The 23,555-nt window shown below is 35.7% G+C and carries 24 protein-coding genes; 12 read left to right on the plus strand and 12 right to left on the minus strand.

The genetic code is table 11. From position 1 onward, the window contains the following. Positions 1-31: 31 nt before the first annotated feature. On the minus strand, positions 32-1,351 hold the full coding sequence (locus DAY19_RS02430) for a glycine--tRNA ligase (RefSeq protein ID WP_148666853.1): 1,320 nt from the start codon (positions 1,349-1,351) through the stop codon (positions 32-34). Positions 1,352-1,487: 136 nt separating this feature from the next. On the opposite strand from DAY19_RS02430, the gene DAY19_RS02435 reads away from it, so the two are divergent. The 6 genes from DAY19_RS02435 to DAY19_RS02460 are packed head-to-tail and all read left to right on the plus strand — an operon-like array spanning position 1,488 to position 6,460. Next, positions 1,488-3,941 (plus strand): U32 family peptidase, encoded by a 2,454-nt coding sequence (locus tag DAY19_RS02435; protein ID WP_114705593.1) that lies wholly within the window; start codon positions 1,488-1,490, stop codon positions 3,939-3,941. Next, complete coding sequence (locus tag DAY19_RS02440; protein ID WP_114705594.1) at positions 3,941-4,201, plus strand: GIY-YIG nuclease family protein; 261 nt, start codon at positions 3,941-3,943, stop codon at positions 4,199-4,201. Before DAY19_RS02435 ends, DAY19_RS02440 begins: the two co-directional genes overlap by 1 nt. A gap of 57 nt (positions 4,202-4,258) precedes the next feature. Continuing rightward, positions 4,259-4,783, plus strand: coding sequence for a redoxin family protein (locus DAY19_RS02445; RefSeq protein WP_114705595.1), 525 nt, complete (start codon positions 4,259-4,261; stop codon positions 4,781-4,783). Positions 4,784-4,785: 2 nt separating this feature from the next. After that, the gene (locus DAY19_RS02450; protein WP_114705596.1) at positions 4,786-5,163 is read left to right on the plus strand and encodes a hypothetical protein; all 378 of its coding nucleotides are present in this window, start codon (positions 4,786-4,788) and stop codon (positions 5,161-5,163) included. After that, entirely contained in the window at positions 5,163-5,594 is a 432-nt protein-coding gene (locus tag DAY19_RS02455; RefSeq protein ID WP_114705597.1) for a hypothetical protein, read from the plus strand. Before DAY19_RS02450 ends, DAY19_RS02455 begins: the two co-directional genes overlap by 1 nt. Beyond that, the gene (locus DAY19_RS02460; protein ID WP_114705598.1) at positions 5,576-6,460 is read left to right on the plus strand and encodes a hypothetical protein; all 885 of its coding nucleotides are present in this window, start codon (positions 5,576-5,578) and stop codon (positions 6,458-6,460) included. The genes DAY19_RS02455 and DAY19_RS02460 overlap by 19 nt, the downstream gene beginning before the upstream one ends. Here the strand turns inward: DAY19_RS02460 and recO are convergent. Next, positions 6,455-7,252: a DNA repair protein RecO gene (recO, locus tag DAY19_RS02465; protein WP_114705599.1), complete on the minus strand. Its 798-nt coding sequence runs from the start codon at positions 7,250-7,252 to the stop codon at positions 6,455-6,457. The two genes, DAY19_RS02460 and recO, sit on opposite strands and share 6 nt — an antisense overlap. Then, positions 7,240-8,199, minus strand: coding sequence for a DEAD/DEAH box helicase (locus DAY19_RS02470; RefSeq protein WP_158536750.1), 960 nt, complete (start codon positions 8,197-8,199; stop codon positions 7,240-7,242). Before DAY19_RS02470 ends, recO begins: the two co-directional genes overlap by 13 nt. Positions 8,200-8,260: 61 nt before the next feature. Here DAY19_RS02470 and DAY19_RS02475 point away from each other — a divergent pair, with 61 nt between their 5' ends. Together DAY19_RS02475 and DAY19_RS02480 are read left to right on the plus strand one after the other, a co-directional pair. Further along, the gene (locus DAY19_RS02475) at positions 8,261-8,956 is read left to right on the plus strand and encodes an RsmE family RNA methyltransferase (protein ID WP_114705601.1); all 696 of its coding nucleotides are present in this window, start codon (positions 8,261-8,263) and stop codon (positions 8,954-8,956) included. 9 nt (positions 8,957-8,965) lie between these two features. Continuing rightward, the gene (locus tag DAY19_RS02480; RefSeq protein WP_114705602.1) at positions 8,966-9,220 is read left to right on the plus strand and encodes a NifU family protein; all 255 of its coding nucleotides are present in this window, start codon (positions 8,966-8,968) and stop codon (positions 9,218-9,220) included. A gap of 55 nt (positions 9,221-9,275) precedes the next feature. Here DAY19_RS02480 and DAY19_RS02485 read toward each other — a convergent pair whose 3' ends face one another. The 3 genes from DAY19_RS02485 to DAY19_RS02495 form a co-directional block, all read right to left on the minus strand. Next, complete coding sequence (locus tag DAY19_RS02485) at positions 9,276-9,458, minus strand: hypothetical protein (protein ID WP_114705603.1); 183 nt, start codon at positions 9,456-9,458, stop codon at positions 9,276-9,278. Between the two features lie 96 nt (positions 9,459-9,554). Beyond that, positions 9,555-10,361, minus strand: a complete 807-nt coding sequence (locus tag DAY19_RS02490; RefSeq protein ID WP_114705604.1) for a nitrilase-related carbon-nitrogen hydrolase — start codon at positions 10,359-10,361, stop codon at positions 9,555-9,557. Next, positions 10,361-11,674 carry a UDP-glucose dehydrogenase family protein gene (locus DAY19_RS02495; protein WP_114705605.1) on the minus strand — a complete coding sequence of 438 codons (1,314 nt, stop codon included), beginning with the start codon at positions 11,672-11,674 and terminating at the stop codon, positions 10,361-10,363. Before DAY19_RS02495 ends, DAY19_RS02490 begins: the two co-directional genes overlap by 1 nt. Positions 11,675-11,754: 80 nt before the next feature. On the opposite strand from DAY19_RS02495, the gene DAY19_RS02500 reads away from it, so the two are divergent. Beyond that, positions 11,755-12,747: a lysylphosphatidylglycerol synthase transmembrane domain-containing protein gene (locus DAY19_RS02500; RefSeq protein ID WP_114705606.1), complete on the plus strand. Its 993-nt coding sequence runs from the start codon at positions 11,755-11,757 to the stop codon at positions 12,745-12,747. Between the two features lie 2 nt (positions 12,748-12,749). Here DAY19_RS02500 and DAY19_RS02505 read toward each other — a convergent pair whose 3' ends face one another. From DAY19_RS02505 to DAY19_RS02525, 5 genes are all read right to left on the minus strand, one after another. Further along, the gene (locus tag DAY19_RS02505; RefSeq protein ID WP_114705607.1) at positions 12,750-13,370 is read right to left on the minus strand and encodes a hypothetical protein; all 621 of its coding nucleotides are present in this window, start codon (positions 13,368-13,370) and stop codon (positions 12,750-12,752) included. Positions 13,371-13,372: 2 nt separating this feature from the next. Beyond that, on the minus strand, positions 13,373-15,193 hold the full coding sequence (gene lepA / locus DAY19_RS02510) for a translation elongation factor 4 (protein ID WP_133296895.1): 1,821 nt from the start codon (positions 15,191-15,193) through the stop codon (positions 13,373-13,375). A 95-nt stretch (positions 15,194-15,288) separates the two neighbouring features. Next, a complete protein-coding gene (locus DAY19_RS02515) occupies positions 15,289-16,527 on the minus strand; it encodes a HAMP domain-containing protein (RefSeq protein WP_114705608.1) in 1,239 nt (412 codons plus the stop codon). Positions 16,528-16,539: 12 nt separating this feature from the next. Next, positions 16,540-17,235 carry a potassium channel family protein gene (locus tag DAY19_RS02520; protein WP_114705609.1) on the minus strand — a complete coding sequence of 232 codons (696 nt, stop codon included), beginning with the start codon at positions 17,233-17,235 and terminating at the stop codon, positions 16,540-16,542. Between the two features lie 30 nt (positions 17,236-17,265). Further along, a complete protein-coding gene (locus DAY19_RS02525) occupies positions 17,266-18,996 on the minus strand; it encodes a TrkH family potassium uptake protein (RefSeq protein WP_158536751.1) in 1,731 nt (576 codons plus the stop codon). Between the two features lie 116 nt (positions 18,997-19,112). On the opposite strand from DAY19_RS02525, the gene DAY19_RS02530 reads away from it, so the two are divergent. The 3 genes from DAY19_RS02530 (at position 19,113) to DAY19_RS02540 (ending at position 22,258) form a co-directional block, all read left to right on the plus strand. Then, complete coding sequence (locus DAY19_RS02530; RefSeq protein WP_158536752.1) at positions 19,113-20,219, plus strand: class I SAM-dependent RNA methyltransferase; 1,107 nt, start codon at positions 19,113-19,115, stop codon at positions 20,217-20,219. Positions 20,220-20,306: 87 nt separating this feature from the next. Then, positions 20,307-21,110: a tetratricopeptide repeat protein gene (locus tag DAY19_RS02535; RefSeq protein ID WP_114705612.1), complete on the plus strand. Its 804-nt coding sequence runs from the start codon at positions 20,307-20,309 to the stop codon at positions 21,108-21,110. An 11-nt stretch (positions 21,111-21,121) separates the two neighbouring features. Then, entirely contained in the window at positions 21,122-22,258 is a 1,137-nt protein-coding gene (locus DAY19_RS02540) for a helix-turn-helix domain-containing protein (RefSeq protein ID WP_114705613.1), read from the plus strand. Positions 22,259-22,283: 25 nt separating this feature from the next. Here the strand turns inward: DAY19_RS02540 and DAY19_RS02545 are convergent, their stop codons facing one another. Continuing rightward, a complete protein-coding gene (locus DAY19_RS02545) occupies positions 22,284-23,462 on the minus strand; it encodes an LptF/LptG family permease (protein WP_114705614.1) in 1,179 nt (392 codons plus the stop codon). Positions 23,463-23,555 lie beyond the last annotated feature (93 nt).

Raw genomic sequence — 23,555 nt, forward strand, 5'->3', positions numbered from 1 at the left:
GGCCACGATCAATGTGGCCTTTTACAAAAAATTAAATATAGATACGATCTCTTAAGTAGTTTTTAAGTTGATCAATCGCTACGCGCTCTTGATTCATTGTATCGCGGTCTCGAACTGTAACCGCATTATCTTCGAGAGAATCAAAATCAAAAGTTACACACATTGGTGTTCCAATTTCATCTTGGCGACGATAACGCTTACCGATTGAACCTGCGACATCATACTCTGCTTTAAATTCTTTTTGCAGGTCATGAAATAATGCAGTTGCTTGCTCGTTTAATTTCTTTGTCAGTGGAAGAACTGCTACTTTTATCGGTGCTAGAGATGGATGGAACTTCATTACCGTTCTTTCATTCTCTTTATCACCTTCATTTTCAATTCTGAATGCATCACAAAGAATTGCTAGTAGTGCACGATCACAACCAACAGAAGTTTCAAGTACATATGGAAGATATTTTTTATTTCCATCTTGAACATCAGTATATTTTAAATTCTTCCCAGAAAACTCTTCGTGCTTTCTTAGGTCAAAGTCAGTTCTTGAGTGGATACCTTCCATCTCATCCCAACCATGAGGGAATTTATATTCAATATCCTCAGCTGCATCTGCGTAGTGGGCAAGCTCATCACCAACGTGTGGATGCCATCTTAAGTTTTCAGGACGGATACCATTTGAAATATGCCAATTCCAACGAAGTTCTTTCCAGTCCTCCATCGCCTTCATTTGCTCACCTGGTTTTACAAAGTATTGCATTTCCATTTGTTCAAATTCACGAGTTCTAAAAATGAAATTTCCAGGAGTAATTTCATTTCTAAACGCTTTACCAATTTGAGCAATACCAAATGGAAGCTTCTTTCTCATTGTCGATTGAACATTTAGAAAGTTTACAAAAATTCCTTGAGCTGTTTCAGGTCTTAAGTAAACATCTGCTGATGAATCTTCAACAGGACCCATTTTAGTTTTAAACATTAGGTTAAAATCACGTGGTTCTGTGAATTCACCCTCAGCACCACAATTTTGACATGGAGCTGATGTATCGATTTTATCTTCGCGGAAGCGAGACTTACATGCCTTACAATCAACCATTGGATCATTGAAGCCATCAACGTGACCAGAAGCTTTCCATACCTGAGGGTGCATGAAGATCGAAGCATCAACACCAACGATATCTGAGCGGAAAGTCATTGCCTGCCACCACTTATTCTTTAAATTTCTCTTTAATTCAATTCCATATGGGCCATAATCCCAACAAGATGAAAGACCACCGTAGATCTCAGAACTTTGAAAAATAAACCCACGACGTTTAGCTAAACTAACAATCTGCTGCATGTCCTTAATATTGCTTTCTGACACATTGCCCCCTACTCTTAAATATAATTGGTGAAAGTATACCTTTTTGTACTCTAATCGGCTAATTATTTTGACCATAATTTTTTCCTAATTGCCTGATTTTCCTTGTATTTTCGACACTTCGTGCTACAACCCACAAATGAAGAAAACTGAGATTTTGGCCCCTGTGGGGAATATGCAAATGTGCCTTGCTGCCATCCATGGTGGCGCTGACGCAATTTATGTGGGAATGCCCGGATTTAATGCCCGCGGTAGAACACATGATCATTCTGTAAATGAGTTAAAAGAGATCATCGATATGTGCCACCTCTATGGTGTTAAGGTTCATGTGGCCTTTAACATACTCATTTTCGAAGAAGAGTTGCCGGCGGCAATTGCTAAACTCTCAGAAGTTGTTGCATTAGGACCTGACGCTCTTATCGTTCAAGATATCGGCCTAGCAAAGATTATTCGTGAGACATATCCTGATCAAGTCATTCACGGCTCAACTCAAATGACAGTAACAAATCACGACCACATAACATTTCTTGATGACCTCAATATTGAAAGATTTGTACTAGGCCGTGAAAACTCAATTCCTGAAATTAAAGAAATCAGAAAAAATACAGATAAAGAATTAGAAGTCTTCACACACGGTGCTCTATGTGTCGCCTATTCAGGTCAATGCTTTACTTCTGAAAGTATTGGAGGACGTTCTGCCAATCGCGGACAATGCGCCCAAAGTTGCAGGTTTTCTTATGAAATGTTTGTGGACGGTGAAAAGAGAGATCTGACAAAAGACGGAAATAAAATGAGCTATCTTGTTTCTCCTCAAGACCTTTGTGGAATAGAGGAAGCAAATGAACTTCAAGATATTGGTGTCGATTCACTTAAAATTGAAGGCCGTCTTAAAGCACCATCATATGTTTCAACTGCTGCAAGTGCTTTTAAAGCGAAGCTAGAAGGAAAGCCTCTTTCTCAGGCAGACCTTGATAAAATGTCTCTAACATACTCTCGCGGCTTCTTTTCTGGCTGGCTCCACGGAGTTGATCACCAAAGATTAGTGAAAGGAAATTACGGAAATCACAGAGGGATTGAAATTGGTAAGGTAAAAAAAGTATCCAGGCCAACAATTGAAATTGATACAGACCGTAGCTTTGAAAATGGAATGGGTATTGTTGTTTGTGATGACAATAAAGAAATAGAAGTAGGCTCATCTATCTTTGATGTAAAAAGAAAAGGAAAAAGAGTTACTCTATCACTTGCACACGATATTAAGTGGCAACAGCTTCGCCCTGGAATGATGCTTTATCTAAATTCTGATCCAAACGTCATCAAAGAAAGTGAATCTCTTGTGACAGATATTAACAAGCAAAAACGAATCCCTGTCAAAATCGAGCTAAAAGCAATTGTTAGTGAAAAGCTTTCTTATAAAATTGATGATGGAAAGAATACTATTATCGTTGAAAGTGAAGATATCGTTGAAGAAGCTAGACGAGAAGCAGATATTGAAAAAGTTAAAAAAGATGCATCCGCTCTTTCTCGAACAATTTATTCAGTAGATGATTTCAAACTTACTCTAGGAGAGAAGTCTCCATTCATTCACTCAAAGACATTAAAGAAGCTAAGACAAGATGCCGTAGCTAGACTTAATGAAAAACGTCTTGAAGTGAAAATACCAAAAGCATTTGAATATCAGCTGACAAAAAAAGAAGTTAGTGAAATAGATATCACTCTTAATTTCCTACTTCGAGATATTGACCAAGTAAAAGAAGCCTTCGATATTTTAAAAGAATGTGAATATGATGCGCTTAATATCACATTAGATTTTGAATTTGGTAAAGACTACAAACCATCTCTTGAGCTTTTAAGAGGACTTAAGAATTGTCGTGTAGGAGTTGCAACTAATCGAATTCTTAAACCAAAAGAATACCATCATCTAAATGTCCTAACTCGACTTGCACCAGACTTTATTCTTTGTCGTAACCTAGGTTCATATCAATATCTACGCTCTAAATGTGACATCCCTTTAAAAGGAGATTTCTCATTAAATATTTCAAACTCTCAAACCGCCAATTATCTGCTTGATAAAGGTTTTGAGACACTGACTTCATCTTATGATCTCAATGCAAAACAACTTGAGAACCTTCTGGTCAACACTGACGCTGGGAAAATAGAAGTCAATATTCACCAATATATGCCAAGCTTTCATATGGAACACTGTGTATTTGCTGCATTCTTATCTGAAGGTTCTTCATTTAAAGATTGTGGAAAACCATGTGAAGAACACCATGTGGAATTAAAAGATCAATTTGGAAATATGCACTTTATTAAGGCCGATCAAGAATGTCGAAACACGATGTTCAATGCCGTTGCCCAAAGTTCAACAGACCTTGTGGATGAGTTAATGGCAAAGGGTGTCTCAAACTTTAGAATTGAACTATTAAATGAGCACGGTGAAACTCTAAAGACAAAACTTGAAAGCTACCTTAATTACTTCAATGGTAAAATCTCAACTGGTGAGTTAAAATCACTTCTAGGCACTCAAGAAAAGTACGGTATCGGTACTGGGATGCTTATGAAAGACGATACATACCAAGCGAGAAAGAATTAATGGCAAAAGCCGACAAATGGTTTGTTTATATTATTGAAACTGAAAATGGAAAGCTCTACACGGGGATTACAACTGATGTAGAGCGACGATTTGAAGAACACAAAAATGACCCTAAAGGTGCAAAGTTCACCAAGGCCAACCCTCCTAAAAAAATTCTCTTTACAGAAGAACATCTAGATCGCTCAAGTGCCAGTAAACGAGAAGCACAGATAAAAAAGCTCTCACGTCCTCAAAAGCTGATTTTAATCAATAATAAATAGTACACAAAAGCTCCTTGTTCTGTTGTGAAATCGGCTTAAGTTTTATATAAGAACTTCATGAAAACACTAATTCTTCTACTGATCTCAAGCATGGCCTTTGGTGCACTCAGTGAAATACGCTATGATTTTTCATCACATAAAGAAAGAGCTATTTCCACATCTAAAGATAAGAAGAAAGTTCTTATTTTTCTTTCTCCAAGTTGCCCATGCTCACAAAAACAATTTGATTATATTAACTCACTCGCTAAGAAATTTGATAATGTCGAGTTTATCGGCTTCAGTTCTAATAAGCACATAAGTAAAGACTCCGCTTTAAAATATTTTGATCAATTTAAAATCAACTTCCCTATCTTTATTGATAAAGACTTAAAATATGCTAATAAGTTTTCAGCATTTAAGACACCACATGTTTTTCTAATCGATGAGAATGAAGAAGTGATGTACCAAGGTGCTGTGACAAATAAGAGAAGCCCAGAGCTTTCAACAAAGTTCTATTTGAATGATGTTCTAACTGCATTAAAAGAAAATAAGAAATTACCATATACACTTTCAAAAACACTTGGCTGCTATATCGCGAGGTAAAAATGTTTAAAACAATTATTGCACTACTGCTGACAACTTCAATCATTGCCTGCCCATATCAATTTGAATCACAAAATCTTTGTGTTGATATGGAATGGACGAACGGGCCATTCGATGGAGCTCCTTCAAATTTTGAAGCCGTAGTTTACGATAAAGATTCAGGAGAGAAAATAGCTCCTGAAAACTTAAAAGTCTATGTATGGATGATGATGGCTAACGGTCATCAACATGGTGGACCAGCAATTGAATGGGCCTATGGTGAAGATCAAGTAATTGATGGAACAGCAAAATTCTTTATGGGTCGTATGAAAGGGTACTGGCAAGTACGTTTTGAGCTTAATGAAGAAATCGTTGCTGTTGATGTGGAGCTTAAGAAGTAATGAGGTTTTTCTCATTAATCCTACTTTCACTTTTTGTCATAAGTTGTGGTGATTCACCATTCACTGGAAAGCTATCAGATCCATTTAGAGGTGATGATAGTATTACAACGGACCTTCGCTTTGAAACAGAATCCCTAACTATTTCACGGGAGTGGAAAAAGGGGCCACTCCTGTATGATAGCTCAAAGATTACAATATCTTTAACTGACAGTGCTGGAAATTTCACAGACCCAATTGGTAATTTCAAGGCGTATCTATGGATGCCAAATATGGGACATGGATCTTATCCAATTTCAATAAATAAATTGGCAACAGGAATCTATGAACTAACAGACGTCTACTTCACAATGGGCGGTCTTTGGGACTTCCATTTACAATTAGAAGAAAACGGAAATATTTACGACTCAGTATCATGGCCACTTACACTTTAATCCTACTCTCACTTTTCTCTTTCCAAACATATGCATCTTCTTGCTGTGGTGGAGGAGCAAATATTCCAAATATTATTCTTGGGGATCACCAGTGGGAAGCAAAGCTTGCTTATACAAATTCAACAATTACAAATGAAGCACTAGCAAGTGGTAAAATTGAATCTGTTAATTCTAAGAATGAAATTACAGAAACTATTTCTTTTAAAGGAAGTTACTTATTTGATAGTTACTATCAGATTGCGTTTGATTTACCTATAAAGAAGAGAACAGTTGAGTCAACTTCAACAGAATCGAGTACTACTGAAGTGGTTGATCCCAGTATTCAGTTCACTTGGGAGTTCTTACCAGAGTTTACCTACAACCCGCTAAAACCCCGTGGTTTTATTTTCTTTAAACAATTATTTCCAAATGGAAATTCAATTTATAATTATGAAGATCCTCTTCTATCAGACTCACTCAGCCGTGGGGTCTTTGAATCAACAATTGGTTTTGCCTTCTACAAATTAATTTATGATTTTGATTACTCGCTAACTCTTGAAGGACATTACGGATTTGAAAGAGAAATTGATGATAAAGAAGTGGCCCCTGGCTTTGGTTATTCAACCTCTTTTGGTCTTGGCCACTCTCCAAACTCAAAGCTTCGCTTAGGAACTTCACTTACCTATTGGCAAGATAGTGCTGTTTCTATTGATGGTATCAAAGGCGAAAATAAGTACTATCTCTCAACAAGCTTCAACCTATCCTATATGCTCACGAGAAGCTCATTTGTCCTAAATTATTCAGATGAAACTCTTTTTGATGTAGCAAAGAATACAAATCTAGCGAAGTCATTCTCATTTACTTATAAAATATTCGAGGATTTATAAAAGAAGAGAAAGAGACTTATAATGTTCTCTTGTTGTGTGCTGGTGATAGCAAATATAATTAACTAATTTATTTAAAATACTCTTAGAAATATTTAACTTTTTTGGACAATCAAGATACTTACTTGAAGCAACTCTAAGCATCTCAGATCTTAACTCTCGACCTTCATCTGTACTGATAAGTCTTTGCTCTTCTGGACTTAAGTGGTCATAGTGAACAAAGCCACCTTGTTCAATAGATAAAGAGACATAATCGTCATCACTAATCTCGACTCCAGAAATAGCACAAGTCTCAGTACGAGGAAAAATTCCAAGTTCAACCATTGCTTTAACTAAGAATATAAATAACTCGAAATTAGGATCATATGTTGGCTTTATAACTTCAGCATCAAGACGAAAGATCGCATTTGAAAGAAGTCTAAAGGTTCCTTCATGTGTGCGCTCTTGTAGGTCTAAGTCATCTTTTTGCGTGATTTGAGGAGCAAATGATTGTGTCAATTCACAATAGAAACACAGAAGATAAAAGGCCATTGGATTATGAGAAATATTCTTATGATACCACTTTTCCACATGCTCTTTAGAAGTCATGATTTCAAAACTATCTTTGATACGTCCAAAGCTCACCTTAAATAGGTAACCCACCTGTAAAACAGAAGATACCTTCCTCTTTCCTCCACCTTGTCCGCCATAGAACATCACAGAAATTTTATTTCCATTTCGAAGTAAGAGATTCCCTATCAAGTGTTTGTCTTGATATGGAATTTTATTTACAAGAATACCTTCTAATTCAACCATAGTAATACGTCCTTGGTCATTATAAAGAGATAATCACATATCTTGTAGTGAATTCTTGCAATCCAAGAGTTTCCGACTTCTTTTGTTCCAACGTATTGGAATTCTTCACCAAAACGTCCGCCTCTTCCTATCATTTGGAAATTTGTCGACTCATTTGGACAATAGCTTATATAAATATTTTCAATTCCTCTAAGGTTTACTCCATGACTTAAGGCACTTGTTGCTATTACGATTTGAGCGGGGGCCTCACACTCTCTGGCTATAAAGTCTTTAACTTCACCACCGACACAATAGTCACAAGATAGACCTAAACGAGAAAAGAAACGATTCCACATAAAAACCTCTTTTCTTGTTGAGCAAAATAATATCGTTCTTCCCTGAGAGAAGAAAAGTTGTCGCCAGAGAAGCTTTAACAAGAGCAGGGGCCTTATTACGACATCCTTCTTCTTATACATATTCTTCTTTTGAAAGTTACCAATATTTAAAAGACAAAAGTGCTTAAAATTATTTTCAACATCCCTTTCAATGATACGATAAAGCTCATCTGTTATTGTCGCACTTAAGCCGATCACCTTGGTACTTGATGAAGATATTTTATATAAGAACTCAAGAAGCCTTGGACGAAATGTCTCCCCCCATTCATAGAAGAGATGAAATTCATCCAAGACAAAGAGCGAGTTTGACCTCAAAGCAAAGTCTAGATCATTCTTAGAAAAGGACTCCACAGTTGTAAGAAAGACCCCTTTATCAGAAATATTATTCACAACACAATCTCTATCTTTTAAATCTTCCAGGATTGAACGTAAGGGAGAGACAATAATAATTCGATCAAAGTCCTCAACAAACTCCCAAATAAGCCTTGTTTTCCCCCACCCCATTGGTGCCATAAGTAGCGTGAATGAGTGCTCTCTATTGACGATCTGTGACAAAGTTGCTTTAAAACTCATACCCATTAGGTGCAAGTAGTGGTAAAAGATTGATAGCTATAACTAACTAAAATTAAAGAAAATGAATTCAATCATACTTAGAAAAGATCAAATTCAAGGTAAAAAAGCTGTTCTCACTTTTGAACAAAGTGAACATTTACGTAATGTGATCAAGGTTGAAATTGGCGACGAACTGAAAGGAACAATCCTTGAAGAAGGCCTAACAACTTTAAAGGTCTTTACCCTAGGAGAACAAATTGAAGTTATTGTAGGTGAAATCTTAGCAGGTAAACACTATCCAATAACTCTTTCAATAGCGGCAAGTCGACCTCCAACAATGAAGAAGTTATTTGAGCATTGTAGTGCAATGGGAGCTAGCCGATTTAAAATACATAAGGCAATTCTAAGTGATAAGAGCTACTTAACGTCTAAAATATATGAACGTTTTGAGGAGCTGTCCCTTCTTGGCCTTAGTCAATCAGCAGTTTTTTATAAGTCACCTGAACTACATAAGACCTATCAATATGAACAAAGTCTTGCTCAAGATGAACAAAGAATTATTCTTTCACCATATGCACAAACAAAGCTAAAAGATGTTAAGATAGATATAGAGCGACCATTAACAATTGCCATCGGCCCCGAGCGCGGTTGGACAAACCAAGAGATTAAGGAATTTGTCGATCGTGGTTTCCAAGAAGTAAATATTGGGCCATCAATCATGCGAGTTGAAAATGCGGCAATTTCGATAATGGGATATTTAAATCAATTAATGGAATAGGATATAGTTATGATTAGAAAAATTGAAAAGCTATTTGATGAACAAGTGAGACCAGCTCTTGCCGCTCATGGCGGAGATATCGAGCTAGTTGATTACGACAATGATAAACTCTACGTCAAAATGACTGGTGGTTGCCAAGGATGCTCTGCTTCTCAAGCAACTCTTACAGATGGTGTTGCAAGATTAGTTAAGCAGCACTTTCCAGATATCGTTGATATTGTGGATGTCACTGATCACTCAAAGGGCGATAACCCATTTATGTAATAAAGAGGGCCACTTAATAGTGGCCCTTATTTTTTGTAAATTTCAATGTATTTAACTATGCGACTTTTGTATGCTCTTCAAGCTCAGCTTCTCTGATTCCATAGTCGTCTTGAGTATGAGAAATATGTTTTTGCATATTATCTTCAGCTTCCCAATAACTTAAACCTGAAAGAATAATATTTCCACTGGTGGCAAGTGCCATGACAACAGTCACAAGCGTAATTTCTAATAATTCCATATTTGCCTCCTAAGCTTTATCTTAGACTCTTATCGGCAACTAATTATGAAAATCCACAAAATTATATTGTTTCTTGAATGATTTCAGTAAATTAGACTATAGAATTACTCTCGAACGAGTTTCTGATATCTTACTTTTTTTGAGTCTTTTAATAGACACTCCTTCAAGTTCTTTGAGATCAGAAAGCACTTCTCCCCAAGGATTAATAACCAAAGAATGGCCAAAAGTATGGATACCAGGGTTATTCTCTCCTGTTTGTGCACTTGCAACGACATAGCATTGCCCTTCGATAGCGCGGGCCCTTAAAAGCGTATGCCAATGGGCCATTCCAGTGGGAACTGTAAAAGCTGAAGCAAAGGTAATTAGATCGACTTTCTTATCATAATAATATTGAAGAAAGCTTGGGTAGCGTAGATCAAAGCAGATTGCAATTCCAATTTTCCAACCAAGGACATCAATAATGAGAGGATCATTGCCTGCAATATAAATATCCCCTTCATTTATTTTCTTATGCTTTGTATTTCCTTGTTCATCTACTGTTGTGATGTCACAAGAAAATAAATGGCACTTGTCATAGCTACTAATAACATTACCTTGAGGATCAAAGTTAATGGCCTTATTAAGAATACCTTTATCAGTTTTAAAAGCAACAGAGCCCCCAATAAGGAAGAGCCCAGAATCAATGGCCAATTGCTTGATGTTATCAAAGTGTTCATTGTCCCACTCCACAAGATAAGGGCTTGGCGCTCGACCATTGGAGATCGAGTAAAAACACTCAGGCAAGAAGGCCACTTGGGCCCCCTCTTCTTTTGCTTGAGTTAAGTATGTTTTAATTTTTTTTAGATTTGATTTGTAATCAAGAGTTGAAGATACTTGAATATTGGCAACGACCAATTCATTCATTATATTTTCTTTCCTATTGCATAGTAAGTGAAACCTTCATCTAAAACTTTCTGCGTTTTAAAAAGGTTTCTAGCATCAAAGATCACTTTTTCATTTAAGCGGGCCGAGATTTCTGAAAAGTCAGGAGTTGAGAATTCTCTCCACTCTGTCACTGTAACCATTGCATCACAACCACTTAGACAGTCATACTTATTAGACACTTCTTCAATTGATTTATGATACTTTTCACCAACGGCCTTCATAAAATTTGGTCCACCTTCAGGATCAAAGAAGCGAACTTTTGCACCAGCATCGATTAGATCTTGTGCCATATAAATCGCTGGCGACTCTCTTACATCATCGGTATTTGCTTTAAATGCAACTCCCCAAAAAGCGAAAGTCTTTCCACTTAAGTTACTACCGTAATGTTTTTTTATCTTTGTTGCCATGTATAGCTTTTGCTCATCATTAACATCTTCAGTTGACTCAACAACTCTAAGTGTATGGCCATGTTCTTTTGCTGTATAAATTAAAGCTTTAACATCTTTTGGAAAACATGATCCTCCATAACCAGGTCCTGGATAAAGAAAGTGAGAACCAATTCTTCTATCACTTGAGATACCTTGGCGAACTTCATTGATATCCGCTCCAAGAGTGTCACAAAGTCTTGCAATATCATTTATAAAAGAAATCTTAGTTGCTAAGAAACAGTTGGCCGCATACTTTGTCATCTCTGCCGAAAGATTTGACATCATATAGATAGGGTTCCCCTGCTTAACTAAAGGCTCATAAAGTTCTTCCATAGCATTTGCAGCTTCAGGATCATTATGACCGATAACAACACGATCAGGTCTCATAAAGTCTTCAATAGCTGAGCCCTCTTTTAAGAATTCAGGATTGTTAACAATGTGAAATTTCTTGTTTGTATTTTTAGCAACAATCTCTTTAACTTTTTCACAAGTTCCAATTGGAACAGTTGATTTAATAACAATGATTGCATCATCACTAATATTTTTTGCAACATCTTCAGCTGCTTGAAATAAATATGAAAGGTTTGCACTGCCATCATCTCCAGAAGGAGTTCCCACAGCTAAGAAAATAGACTTTGAATCTTTTACTGACTCAAGTCCTGTTGAAAACGTTAATCTTTCTGCCTTAATATTTCTTTCTAAGAGATCATTTAGACCTGGTTCAAAAATAGGTGATTCACCACGTCTCATCATGGCAACCTTACTTTCATCAATATCAACGCAAGTTACAGTGTGACCAATTTCAGCAAAACATGTTCCACTAACGAGTCCAACGTAGCCTGTTCCAATAACTGTAATTTTCAAGTTTCTTCCTTTTTAAAAATTTATACTAGATTAGCACTATTTATGTTAACTTTTAAGCCTTAAGAGGGAAATTAAAGAATATGCTCAAGGCGTCATATAAGACAATTCTAAAAATCATTTTTGCTGTGGCCATTCTCTACTGGCTGGCCAAATCCGATAAGCTCGATCTTAGCTTAATTGGGCAGGTCCTTAAAAATGGGCCATGGGCCCTGATCGCATTCTCTCTTTTAATTCTAGGTTCATTCTTGGCCGCTTTTCGCTGGTCAATGCTACTGAAGACAAAGAGTGAAAAGATTCATATTAATAAGATCTATCCAATTAATTTAATTGGGCAATTTTTTTCAACTTTTCTCCCGGGTGTTGTTACAGGGGACTTTCTTAAGCTTCTCTATGTAAGAGACTGTGATCCACTTTTAAGGAAATCATTTCTTTTAAGCACTGCTTTAATCGATCGAATCATTGGACTTATTGGACTCATCATTGTTGCAGGACTATCTTCAATTTACTTTTATGGAGATCTCGTTAACCTTTCACCTAAAGTGAAACCTCTTATCTCATTTAATATTATGCTTCTTCTTGGAGCGAGTGTTTTTCTCATTATCTTATTTATGCCTAAGGCAATTAAGAAACATGTCATTGAATTACTTAAAATCTTACCTGTCATTGGAAATAAGCTTTCAGATATTACTGAAACATTCTGGCGTATTGGTGAAAATCGACGCGTAATTATTAAGACCATAACTCTTTCCATTCTTATTCATATGATTGCGATCACAGCATTTTGGAGTCTCAGTCACTCTTTTCTAAATACGAATATCGGAATTAAACAACTTTTCAGTATTGTACCAATCGGACTTATTTCGATTGCAGTACCTGTATCACCTGCAGGTGCAGGAGTTGGACACTTAGTCTTTGAAGAATTATTCAAGGCATTTGGACAAGAAAAAGGCGCCTCTTTTTTCAACCTATATTTCTTGGTCAATATCACAGTTAATCTTCTTGGTGTAATTCCCTATGTTCTTTGGAAAAAGAAGCATACTTTCAAAGAAGTTGAAGCACTAGAAGAAGCTTAACTCTATTTAAAAATAAAAATTTTCTTTGGGTCGATATGGCCATACTGACGCCACTTCGTTTTAAGGGCCTCAATTTTTAAAAGAAATTGCATATCTCTTTTTCGGTCATTGAGTTTTCTAACCTTCTTCGACTCTTTTACAAGTGGACCCCTGGCATCGTAAGGAAGAACAGAGATATCATCAAGTAACATTGTCTTGCCTTCATGAGTGATTGTTCTTGCAATGAAGAGATCATCCTTTACAAGCTGAAGAGTGAATTCATCTTTTGGGATATAGAATTTTGAATTATGAAGAATGTCTTTAAAGACATGTTTCTTAAAAAGATTTTGACCACGATACTCAAAGAGAGAATGATTAATTTCAAGCATCGCTTCTTTCTTAGAGTCATCAATCGAAATATCTGAAAGATAATTTTTAATTAAAGGACCTGCTGAATCTTGATCACGTTGAGTGATATACCAATAAACGAAACCGTTCATACGTGATTCATAGTCTTCGTCTTCTTCTGATAGCTTACCTGTTAACTTGAAATACTCTTCTTTTGCTGATTTTAACTTTTCGTAATAATCATTTGAAGAATATCTCTGAATAGCTTCATCTAATATATTTCTAAGCTCATCCATTTTTATTTTTTCCCACCAGCATCTTCATCAGTTGAAAGAACAGCAAGGAATGCTTCTTGAGGTACTTCAACAGAACCTACCATCTTCATTCTCTTTTTCCCTTCTTTCTGTTTCTCTAAAAGTTTTCTCTTTCTTGAAACGTCACCACCATAACATTTTGCAAGAACGTTCTTACGAAGAGCTTTAACCGTTTCACGAGCAACAATTTTAGCACCAATAGCTGCCTGTATGGCAATATCAAACTGCTGACGATCAATGATTTTTCTTAGACGCCCAACTAGATCACGTCCTTTGTAGTAAGCATTATCTTGGTGACAAATGATTGATAGTGCATCGACTTTCTCACCATTTAGAAGAACATCAACTTTTACAAGCTTAGAGGCAGCATAGTCCTTAAACTCGTAATCCATTGAAGCATAACCTTTAGTATAACTTTTTAGTTTATCGTAGAAGTCGTAAACCATCTCACTTAAAGGAAGATCATAAGTAACTTGAACTCTCTCTTCAGTGATATATTTCATATCAGTTTGAATTCCACGCTTCTCTTCACATAGACGAATAATTTTTCCAACAAACTCATTTGGTACGTGAATAGCGATTGAAACCATTGGCTCAGTAATTTCTTCAAAAGTTCCTGGCTCAGGCATTGTTGATGGGTTTTCAACGTCAACAATTTCACCATCAAGCATTTTTACTTTATAAGACACAGAAGGTGCAGTTGAAATTAGATTTAAACTAAACTCACGCTCTAATCTTTCTTGAATAATATTCATGTGAAGAAGGCCAAGGAATCCACAACGGAAACCAAAACCTAGGGCCTGAGAAGTTTCAGGCTCATATGTGAAAGATGAATCATTAAGGGCAAGCTTCTCAAGTGCATCTTTTAAAATTTCATAATCAGTTGAATCAACAGGGAAAATACCACAGAAAACCATTGGTTTTACTTCTTCGTATCCACCTAAACTTGGCGTATCTTTCGCTTTGGCATTAACAACAGTATCTCCAACCTTTACGTCACGGATGTTCTTAATACCACAGATAACCATACCTACTTCACCAGCACCCAGCTCTTTTACCTCAGTGAAAAATGGTGTGTTAACAGCAAGCTTTAAGACTTCATATTCTTGATCTGAATTTTTCAGATAAATTTTATCTTTCTTTGAAAGTTTTCCTTCAACAACTCTTAGCAAGAAGATAACTCCTTGATATGGATCAAACCATGAATCAAAGATCAGTCCCTGAAGTGGTGCATCTGGATTCCCTTTTGGAGAAGGGATTTTTGCAACAATTGACTCTAGTAAGTCCTCTACACCAAGACCTGACTTAGCAGATACTTCATCTGCTTCTAAAGCTTCGATCCCAACAACGTCTTCAATCTCCTGCTTTACACGGTCAGCATCTGCGTGAGGAAGATCGATCTTATTAAGAACAGGCATGATCTCGAGATCATTTTCAATGGCCATATAAACATTTGCAAGTGTTTGTGCTTCTACACCTTGAGATGCATCCACGACAAGAAGTGCACCATCACATGATGCAAGTGAGCGCGATACTTCATAAGAGAAGTCAACGTGACCTGGAGTATCGATGATATTCAGATAGTAAGTTTGACCATCGCGAGCTACATAATTAAGACGAACCGTTTGGGCCTTAATTGTAATACCACGCTCTTTTTCAAGCTCCATATTATCAAGAATTCGATCTGACTTTTCTCTGTCAGTAATGGAACCTGTCTTTTCAATTAAACGATCCGCAAGGGTCGACTTCCCGTGGTCAATATGGGCAATAATAGAAAAGTTTCTAATAAATTTACTATCGATCATTGTAACTATAACTCCGCTAAATTCGTTGATCATAGCATAGATTTTTAAGGATAACTATTATATTAGAGGGGTTTTGGGCCCAGGCGTCATAAATTTTATGATGCCTGAACCTCTTTAGTCATAACCATAAGGTAATAATCTAGTGACGACTCGCGTCCACGAATAGGTATTACAGAAGCATAACCTTCGTAAACGTATTCAATAACTTCTTCGACTTCTTCACTTTGCTCAGCAGCATCTGCTTCATCACCTTCGATATCAACCTTTACTGAAATCTTATCACCAACTTCTTTATCTGATTTTTTAGTTTCATCACGTTTAGCAATCTTAATCTCTTGGTTTTCAATCTTCGATCGACGCTTAATGGCAAGTTCATAAGTTTCAATAATGCACTGTGGAATAATCGAATCAGTCATAACCTTACCAATCGTATCCTCAGACTGAACTTGTAGGAGTTGATAAATCTGATTATTCATATACATCAGCTCCCCTTTTGCATTTGCTAAGAGAACTGGCCTTTTAACCATATTGGCCAAAACATCAAACTTTCTATTTTCAACGACAATCTTATCTGCTCTTAATTCTTCAAACTTTTTGAATGAGTGAATCATTTTATTCATCTCTTGAGCAATCTCACCAATTTCATCGTCTTGAGAATAATAAATGGAAACATCAAAGTTACAATCCTGTAGCTCTCGAATTGCATCCTTAATTTTCTTAAACGGTAAGGCGATCTTTCCTGGGATGACCAGACCTAAAATAATTGTCCAAAGAAAAGCAATAATTAAAGTAATCATCATCTTACGCTTTGTCTCGTTGATGATACTTTTGATCTTCTCTTCTCTTTCTACATTTTGATAATATTGAATATCTTGAAACTCAGAAAATGCATCTAGAATTTTATCGGCCAGCTCCCCAATAGAGGTCATACCAATATTATTTCGATGAAATAATGAAGCTTTACTTAAGATAACCTTCAATGAGTCAGTATAAGATAACATCTGACCAATGATCTTCTTCACCTCTGGCTCATCGTAGTGAGCATCAAGTCTTTGCAGTTGCGAAGTAAATGATTCACAAAGGTTTAAAATTCTTTCCACCATCTCTGGTGTCGGCTTCTTCGTTAGAATTCTTCGTTGATTTTTTAATATTTGAACCGCAGAAATTCTAACCTCATCAGTAATAAGTGTTACTTTATTAGAGCGATCAGTAATTGATTCAATCTCTTTATTCAAATTATTTAAATGATAGAACACGATAAACGCAAGAAGTATGACCACTGCTGCGGCCAATGAGAAACTTGTTGCGACTCGGTTTCTTAATGATAAATTCAAAATTATTCCCCTTTATGCGTCTTCTAAATCCGCAAAAAGCTTATTAAAATTCTTCTCACTACCTACCAGAACAACGATGTCATCTGACTCGATAATATCCATCGGCATCGGACAATCGTTAATCTCCATACGATAAGCAGACTTACCGTCTTCAGTGATATATGGAACTTTCTTTTGAAGAGCGACAATATTGAGTGAGTAATTCTGACGAATCTTACTTTCAACAAGTGTCTTTCCTTCAAATTTCTTTCCTAACTTAAGTTCGACAATAGAATAACCAGCAGCAAAGTTATAACGTTGAAGAACGTGAGGTGCGATGATTTTTGAAGCGACAATCTCCCCCATCTCCTCTTCAACCTTAATAATTTCAGAGGCCCCAATTTCATGCAAAACGTGCTCATGTAGTTTTGAAGTGGCACGAGCAATAACTCGACCAACACCCAGTTTACGAAGCATTGTTACGGCCATAATTGACATTTGAATATTATCCCCAATGGCAACTACCGCTGTATCAACATCGGAAATATTTACTGAACGTAGAGATCTTTCGTCTGTTACATCAAGTGAAACAGCGTGAGTTGTACGGTCTTTAATCTTATCAACTAATTCATCATTCTTATCAATTGCAATAACTTCTGCGCCTTTTTCAAAAAGACCAACAGCAGTTTTTGCTCCGAATGTTCCTAGCCCAATTACAGCTACTAGCATGTATATTCCTTTATTCTAATAAATTCTATTTTAACCAATCATTATTCTTCCGTCAGGATAGTCTAATTTACCTGAGTATTTCTGTCTTTCACCAATTGCTAAAATTAATGTTAATGGACCAATACGTCCAATTAGCATGAGAAATGAAATTGCCAATTTCCCTGCCATTGTTAAAAACGGTGTAACACCTAAAGTAAGCCCGACTGTCCCACCAGCACTTAGTACTTCAAAAAATAAAGGTAAGAAGTTTTGATTTGGTTCAATTTTCATCATAATAAAGATGAAAGCTGTTGATACAACAATTGAAATAAACATCAGGGCCGTTGCACGAACAACAACTGGGCCAGCAATCTTACGATCAAACATCATAACGTTCTTATCACCTTTAAGTGTCGATATAATTGATTGAACAAGAATTGCAAGAGTTGTGGTCTTAACCCCACCAGCAGTTGAACCAGGCGATCCACCAATGAACATAAACATGGCCATCATATATATTGTATATGAATGTAAGTTTGTTAGTGGAATTGTATTAAATCCAGCAGTTCTTAATGTCACAGACTGGAAAGTTGCAATCTGGATTTTTTCCCAAAGATTGTAACCATCTAGTGCTCCAAGGAATTCTCCAAAGAAAATAAAGATAGCACCACCAACAGTTAAGGCAAAAGAAGTAATTAGAACAACTTTTGTGTGCATTCCAAGACGGACAATTGTCTTTTCTCGAGTCACAACTTGTTTAAGTTCCTTTAGTGCAATAAATCCAATCCCACCTAAGGTAATCAAGATTGAAATCGTCCCATGGATAAGAGGATTCGTTGCATAATTTTCTAATGAGTTATCAAAGAGAGCAAATCCAGCATTACAAAATGCCGAAATACTGTGGAAAAACCCATTATATAAAGCATCTCCAAATTCAAATCCTTCAAATGTGAAACCAATCGTTAAAATGATGGCACCCCATAATTCGATAATGAATGTGTATTTAACAATACTAATAATCATGGCCACAAGTTCTTCTAAAGATGAAACATCTAAAAGGTCTTGCATGATGATACGATCCTTCATTTTTAAAGATCGCCCTAGCACGATGGCCATTGAAGAATATAAAGTCATGATGGATAGACCACCAATTTGAATGAGTCCTAGAATTATAAACTGCCCAAACATACTAAAGCTTGTTTTAGTACTAAGAGTGGCCAGTCCCGTAACACAAGTAGCTGAAGTTGCCGTAAATAGCGCATCTACAAAACTAATCGAATTACCATCAGCAGCGGCCATTGGAAGCATTAATAAGAATGTACCAACTAAGATAACTCCACCAAAGGTAAAGAGAACCCACTGGGCAGACGTTAGTTTTATCTTATTCTTTATTGCTTCAAAGCGATTAGCATAAACCCGAGGGGCCTGTTCTCCCCCATCATCATATAAAGATAAAATTGTTGATAGCAAGTGAGCACTTGCGAGTAAATATGTAAACTCAACATCTCCCCATGTAATTAAACAGGGAATGAAAACTAAAAGGGAGAAGACGTAGCGCCTAAAGAAGTCCTCTCCGTTTTTTGATTCAATAATATTTTTTAAAACAGTAAGAGCAATAGCAATAGGAACAACCCAGACCATGAGGTCTAGAGTGTTAGTGATAAACTTTTGATTCCAAGTAGCCGGTATCTTCTTATTACTATATAAGGTGTATAAGAGGATAAAACTTCCATTAAAAAAAAGTTCAAACAAGAATGACAATTTTTGTAATAATGATGCCATATTATTTAATAATATTACTAATTTAGCTAAGTTGATACTTATAGCAGATTGAGACATATTTTCCTATGAAGAAAAGAACGAAACCCAACAAATCACTCAAGTTTCAAAAATTTGATGTGAATTTTAAAGTCGAACATATCGACTCTATTGGACAAGGTGTTTCAAAACTCGAAGACAAAATAACTTTTATTCAAAAATGCCTCCCCAATGAAGAGGGTGTCGCTGAAGTCTATAAAGCAAAAAAGAATATTCAATTTGCAAAGCTAAAGCATATTGATAAAGCTTCTCCAATTAGAGAAGAATCCAAGTGTCCCTATTTCAACGAATGTGGTGGATGTCACTTCCTACACACTAGTTACGACGATGAACTAGAATTTAAAAGACAAGCATTCCTGGATAATTTTTCACGTCAGTATAAGATTGATTTATCTCAATTTCTCAAGGTTCATAAGGCAAGTGAAAGGTATGAATATCGTAATCGTATTCAACTTCACTATAATAAGAAGACTAATTCGCTAGGTTTTTTCAATGAGGACAATACTAAAATCATCTCTATTGAAAAATGTCTCATGGCCAATGAAAATGTAAACAATGCCCTATTCTCTCTTAAAGAAAATTGGCAAAAAGAAGCAAACAGACCCAAAGGGCATGTCGAAATTTTTGAAAGAGATGGTAAAGTCTTAAAAACATATGACTCAAGATATTCTGCTCAAGGATTCTTACAAGTTAATCCACCAATGAATCAGAGACTTCTCGAACTTATTGAAGGGCACATGAGACAGTTTACAGACTCGAACTCAATAACTGTCGATCTATTTGGTGGAAATGGTAATTTAACAAAATCACTAAACCATAGAAGTATTGTTATTGATGCAACACCAGCTAAGTATATAAAGCTTCAAAACCAAAAGACTCAAGAATATCATGAAGTTGATATTTACAACTCATCAGCAATAGAACAATTAAAGAAATTGAATATTGAAGAGGTCGATCTCTTAGTAATAGACCCTCCCAGAAGTGGACTTAAGAATATCGATGAATACACTAAGTTATTTAAACCAAAATATATCATTTACGTAAGCTGTAACAATCAAACTCTTGCTCGAGATACTGCAAAAATTTTAGCAGAATATGATGTCCAAGAGGCCCATCTATTTGACTTTTTCCCAGGTACCCGACACTTTGAATCGGTTAATATTTTTAAACATAGGAAAGCTTTGTAAGTTCTTAGATTAACGTTGTAAAGAATCGTTAAAACAATTACAATTAAAGTAGTCTAACCACGATAACTATTAACATTTGGCGTATTTATGAGAAAAAGAAATTCCCTACTTTTCATTGTAATTAGTTTAGTTTTTCTGATGACTTCATGTTCATCAGGACAAAAAGATAATTCAGATAAAAAAGCAGAACTTTTTTATACTTATGGAACTCAAAAAATGATTGATCAGGAATACTCTCAAGCATTAGAAGCTTTAGAAAATGCCAATCAGTTAAAACCAAATGATACCAAAACTCTTAACAACCTTGGACTAGCCTACTTCTTCAAAGATCGTCCAGAAAAAGCAAAGAGATTAATTCTTAAAGCAATTGAAATTGATCCAAAAAATTCTGATGCAAGAAATAATCTTGCTTCAATCTATTTTAAAGAAGGAAAGATTGATTTAGCTGAGAAGCAATACAAGGAAGTTTTAAAAGATCTAGTCTATCGCTACACATACAGAGTTAAGTACAACCTTTCATTAATTGAACTTAAAAGAGGAAATAAGCAAAAGGCCAAGGACTACCTAAAAGAAGTTCTGGGCTACACACTAGACTATTGTCCTGCTCCTTATCAACTAGGTATTCTATTACATGAAGAAGGTAAGATTGCTGAAGCAATTAAAAACTTTAATATTGCTAAGACTGGGAAGTGTAAAGACCAACCAGCAGCATATTTTGAGTTAGGAAAGGTTTATCAAACATTAGGTGAAGAAGAGAAAGCAATTGCTGAATTTAATCACATTATTGAAGCATTCCCTCGCACACAATACGCCAAGAGAAGTTTAAAATTTAAAAATAAATTAATGAAAAAAATCTATTATTCAAAGAAAAATAAGAATAACAATCTTTAAAAAGGCGTTATATGGAACAGGATGTTGCAAAAGAAGCCCAGACAAATGAAGAGATGAATAGAGATACTTTAGGCTCTTATCTCAAAAAAGCCAGAGAAGAGAAGAAGCTAGGAATTGAAGCTGTCTCAAGTCATACACGTATTAATATCACAAACCTTTCTGCACTAGAAGCTGATGATGTTAATCGTCTACCAAATATTGCGTACGTACGTGGCTTTGTTAAAACTCTTTCTAAGACTTATGATATCGACGAAAATAAGGCCATTAATCTTCTTGAAGAATTATATGGCCAATCATCAAGTAGTAGTAAACAACAATTAGAAGCAGAAGACTTTCCTCAAGCACAAGTTGAAAGGAAACAAGACTTAAAACCAAAGAGTTTTGAGTTCTCTGACTCATTAAAATATAAAGTTATTAGTCTCGTTGGTTTAATTTCAATTGGTATTTTTATCTATATCAATATCAATAAGAGTAAAGAGGTCGATTCTCAAGATACTTCAAAAGAAGTTGTCCTTAAAACTAAGGCAATTGAAACAACACAAGAGCCGCCGGTAGAAGAAACTCCTCAAGAAGAAACTCAAGTTGCTCAAGAAGAGACTGCGGCCGTTGAAGCTAATGTTGAAGAGAAAGAAGAAGTTGCTGCTGTTGAAACAAAGGTCCCAGAAGAAGAAAAAACGACTGAGAAAAAAGAAGAAGCGCCAAAAGAAATAAACTTCTACAACTTACCTTCTCCTCTTTTTGGATTTAAAGAAATTTCAGATGAAGAAAGAAATGAGTTAATTCCTGAAAACATAAGAAACTCTTACGAAGACGATATGCAAAATGTCTTTTTGAGATCAACTTCAGGTGATTCTTGGGTTGTTTACAAAAAAGATGATGAGCCTATAAAAGCATTTACACTTAAAGAAGGTAGATATGTTTTTATAAAAGGCCAACGCGTGATTGTTAGACTTGGAAATATCAATGCTATGCACGTATTTTATAATAATGATCTACTTGGCATGACATCTCGTTCAGGTGTAAAAAGTTTAGTTTTTCCTGTAGAAATTGCAAAAGAATATAAGCTACCACTATTCATATTTAATAAAGACGGATCATTTCAAACATCTAAAGAATATATTGAAGCTCAAAAGAAGTCTGAAGAGTAATCTTCAGGCTTTTTCATTAACTCTCCTAAGAATTCCAATCTAGCTTTTTATAAAATCTCATTCCTATAAATGCTGTAATAATAGCAGGGGTGAATAGAATAAATGGTATGGCCACATCTGATTTTTTGGCCAATGAAATACCTGAAAAATATAGGCCATAATAAAAAATCGTAATAAATAAGGCCATAGCACTAGTATTCTTAGTTGCACCACGCCCTTTCTTAACTCCAAAGACGAAACCTAATAGAGCAAAGACCACACATTGAATCGGAACAGTGAAGCGTCCCCAGTATTCAATATAGCCCTTTCTTAAATCACTTGAGAGATTATTACGAACTCTCTTATTCTCTGTCTTATTGCGCTTATTCTTTAGCTTACGAAGATGTCTTCTAAGTTCTGTTGAAGACATCATACTTGCTTTATTTACTGACTTAACCGAAAAGCTTGAAACAATTGGATATTCATATTTTTCAAATAGAATTTTTTCGACTTCATTACCATCTTTATCTAAGGTGACAATACTTCCATCATAGAAATCAAATTGAATATTCATCGACTGAGCAGCATCAGACTTTGGCTTATTTAAAATCCCTTTTTTTGCCATAATAAGCTTATCAACATCTTTATTAGAAGTGATTTTAAGAAAGACACCATCTAATATCTTCCCATCGTCTTGCACATCTTCAGCAAAGAGAATAACTCCTGGAATATCTGTAAAGAACTGCTCCTTCTTAATGTCTGTCAGAACACCCTTTGACCCAAGTTGACGAAACTCATTTCTAAAGATCTTCTTAGAGGTCGGTACTAAATTCGTATTTAATACGACAACGGAACAAGCTATGAGAATAGAGATAATAAAATAAGGAAAGAATATTCGATGCTTATTAATTCCCATCGATCTTAATGCAACAATCTCACTATCTTCACTTAATTTATTGAGTGTATAGATCATGGCAAATAGAATTGATAAAGGAGTGGCCATTGGAATAAAACTCATAGAGATGTGGCCCAATATCTCCATAAACTGCATTATACTTACGCCTTTCTTAGTAACAACTCTCATAAATCTAAATAGTTGGGTTGTTAAAAGGAAGGCCACAAAGAATGTTAGACTCATTGCAAAAGGGACAATAAAGTTTGACGCAAGATATCTTTGAAATATCTTATTTGGAATTAGGTCTTTAATGCGAGCAAACTGATTCATGAACACCCTTGCCGACTATTGTCATTCTTTGTCTTTTTGTATACTTACTGTTAGTTTATACCCTCTTAATTCACTTTGAAACCCCTTTAAGGA

This window comes from Halobacteriovorax vibrionivorans (assembly GCF_003346865.1).
In the GTDB taxonomy this organism is placed as follows: domain Bacteria; phylum Bdellovibrionota; class Bacteriovoracia; order Bacteriovoracales; family Bacteriovoracaceae; genus Halobacteriovorax_A; species Halobacteriovorax_A vibrionivorans.

What these genes read in the sequence shown, in the direction of transcription:
- DAY19_RS02435 (WP_114705593.1), top strand. Translation starts at nt 1,488, where the DNA reads ATGAAGAAAACTGAGATTTTGGCCCCTGTGGGGAATATGCAAATGTGC.
- DAY19_RS02440 (WP_114705594.1), top strand. Translation starts at nt 3,941, where the DNA reads ATGGCAAAAGCCGACAAATGGTTTGTTTATATTATTGAAACTGAAAAT.
- DAY19_RS02445 (WP_114705595.1), top strand. Translation starts at nt 4,259, where the DNA reads ATGAAAACACTAATTCTTCTACTGATCTCAAGCATGGCCTTTGGTGCA.
- DAY19_RS02450 (WP_114705596.1), top strand. Translation starts at nt 4,786, where the DNA reads ATGTTTAAAACAATTATTGCACTACTGCTGACAACTTCAATCATTGCC.
- DAY19_RS02455 (WP_114705597.1), top strand. Translation starts at nt 5,163, where the DNA reads ATGAGGTTTTTCTCATTAATCCTACTTTCACTTTTTGTCATAAGTTGT.
- DAY19_RS02460 (WP_114705598.1), top strand. Translation starts at nt 5,576, where the DNA reads ATGGCCACTTACACTTTAATCCTACTCTCACTTTTCTCTTTCCAAACA.
- recO (WP_114705599.1), bottom strand. Translation starts at nt 7,252, where the DNA reads ATGGTTGAATTAGAAGGTATTCTTGTAAATAAAATTCCATATCAAGAC.
- DAY19_RS02470 (WP_158536750.1), bottom strand. Translation starts at nt 8,199, where the DNA reads ATGAGTTTTAAAGCAACTTTGTCACAGATCGTCAATAGAGAGCACTCA.
- DAY19_RS02475 (WP_114705601.1), top strand. Translation starts at nt 8,261, where the DNA reads ATGAATTCAATCATACTTAGAAAAGATCAAATTCAAGGTAAAAAAGCT.
- DAY19_RS02480 (WP_114705602.1), top strand. Translation starts at nt 8,966, where the DNA reads ATGATTAGAAAAATTGAAAAGCTATTTGATGAACAAGTGAGACCAGCT.
- DAY19_RS02485 (WP_114705603.1), bottom strand. Translation starts at nt 9,458, where the DNA reads ATGGAATTATTAGAAATTACGCTTGTGACTGTTGTCATGGCACTTGCC.
- DAY19_RS02490 (WP_114705604.1), bottom strand. Translation starts at nt 10,361, where the DNA reads ATGAATGAATTGGTCGTTGCCAATATTCAAGTATCTTCAACTCTTGAT.
- DAY19_RS02500 (WP_114705606.1), top strand. Translation starts at nt 11,755, where the DNA reads ATGCTCAAGGCGTCATATAAGACAATTCTAAAAATCATTTTTGCTGTG.
- DAY19_RS02505 (WP_114705607.1), bottom strand. Translation starts at nt 13,370, where the DNA reads ATGGATGAGCTTAGAAATATATTAGATGAAGCTATTCAGAGATATTCT.
- lepA (WP_133296895.1), bottom strand. Translation starts at nt 15,193, where the DNA reads ATGATCGATAGTAAATTTATTAGAAACTTTTCTATTATTGCCCATATT.
- DAY19_RS02520 (WP_114705609.1), bottom strand. Translation starts at nt 17,235, where the DNA reads ATGCTAGTAGCTGTAATTGGGCTAGGAACATTCGGAGCAAAAACTGCT.
- DAY19_RS02525 (WP_158536751.1), bottom strand. Translation starts at nt 18,996, where the DNA reads ATGGCATCATTATTACAAAAATTGTCATTCTTGTTTGAACTTTTTTTT.
- DAY19_RS02535 (WP_114705612.1), top strand. Translation starts at nt 20,307, where the DNA reads ATGAGAAAAAGAAATTCCCTACTTTTCATTGTAATTAGTTTAGTTTTT.
- DAY19_RS02540 (WP_114705613.1), top strand. Translation starts at nt 21,122, where the DNA reads ATGGAACAGGATGTTGCAAAAGAAGCCCAGACAAATGAAGAGATGAAT.
- DAY19_RS02545 (WP_114705614.1), bottom strand. Translation starts at nt 23,462, where the DNA reads ATGAATCAGTTTGCTCGCATTAAAGACCTAATTCCAAATAAGATATTT.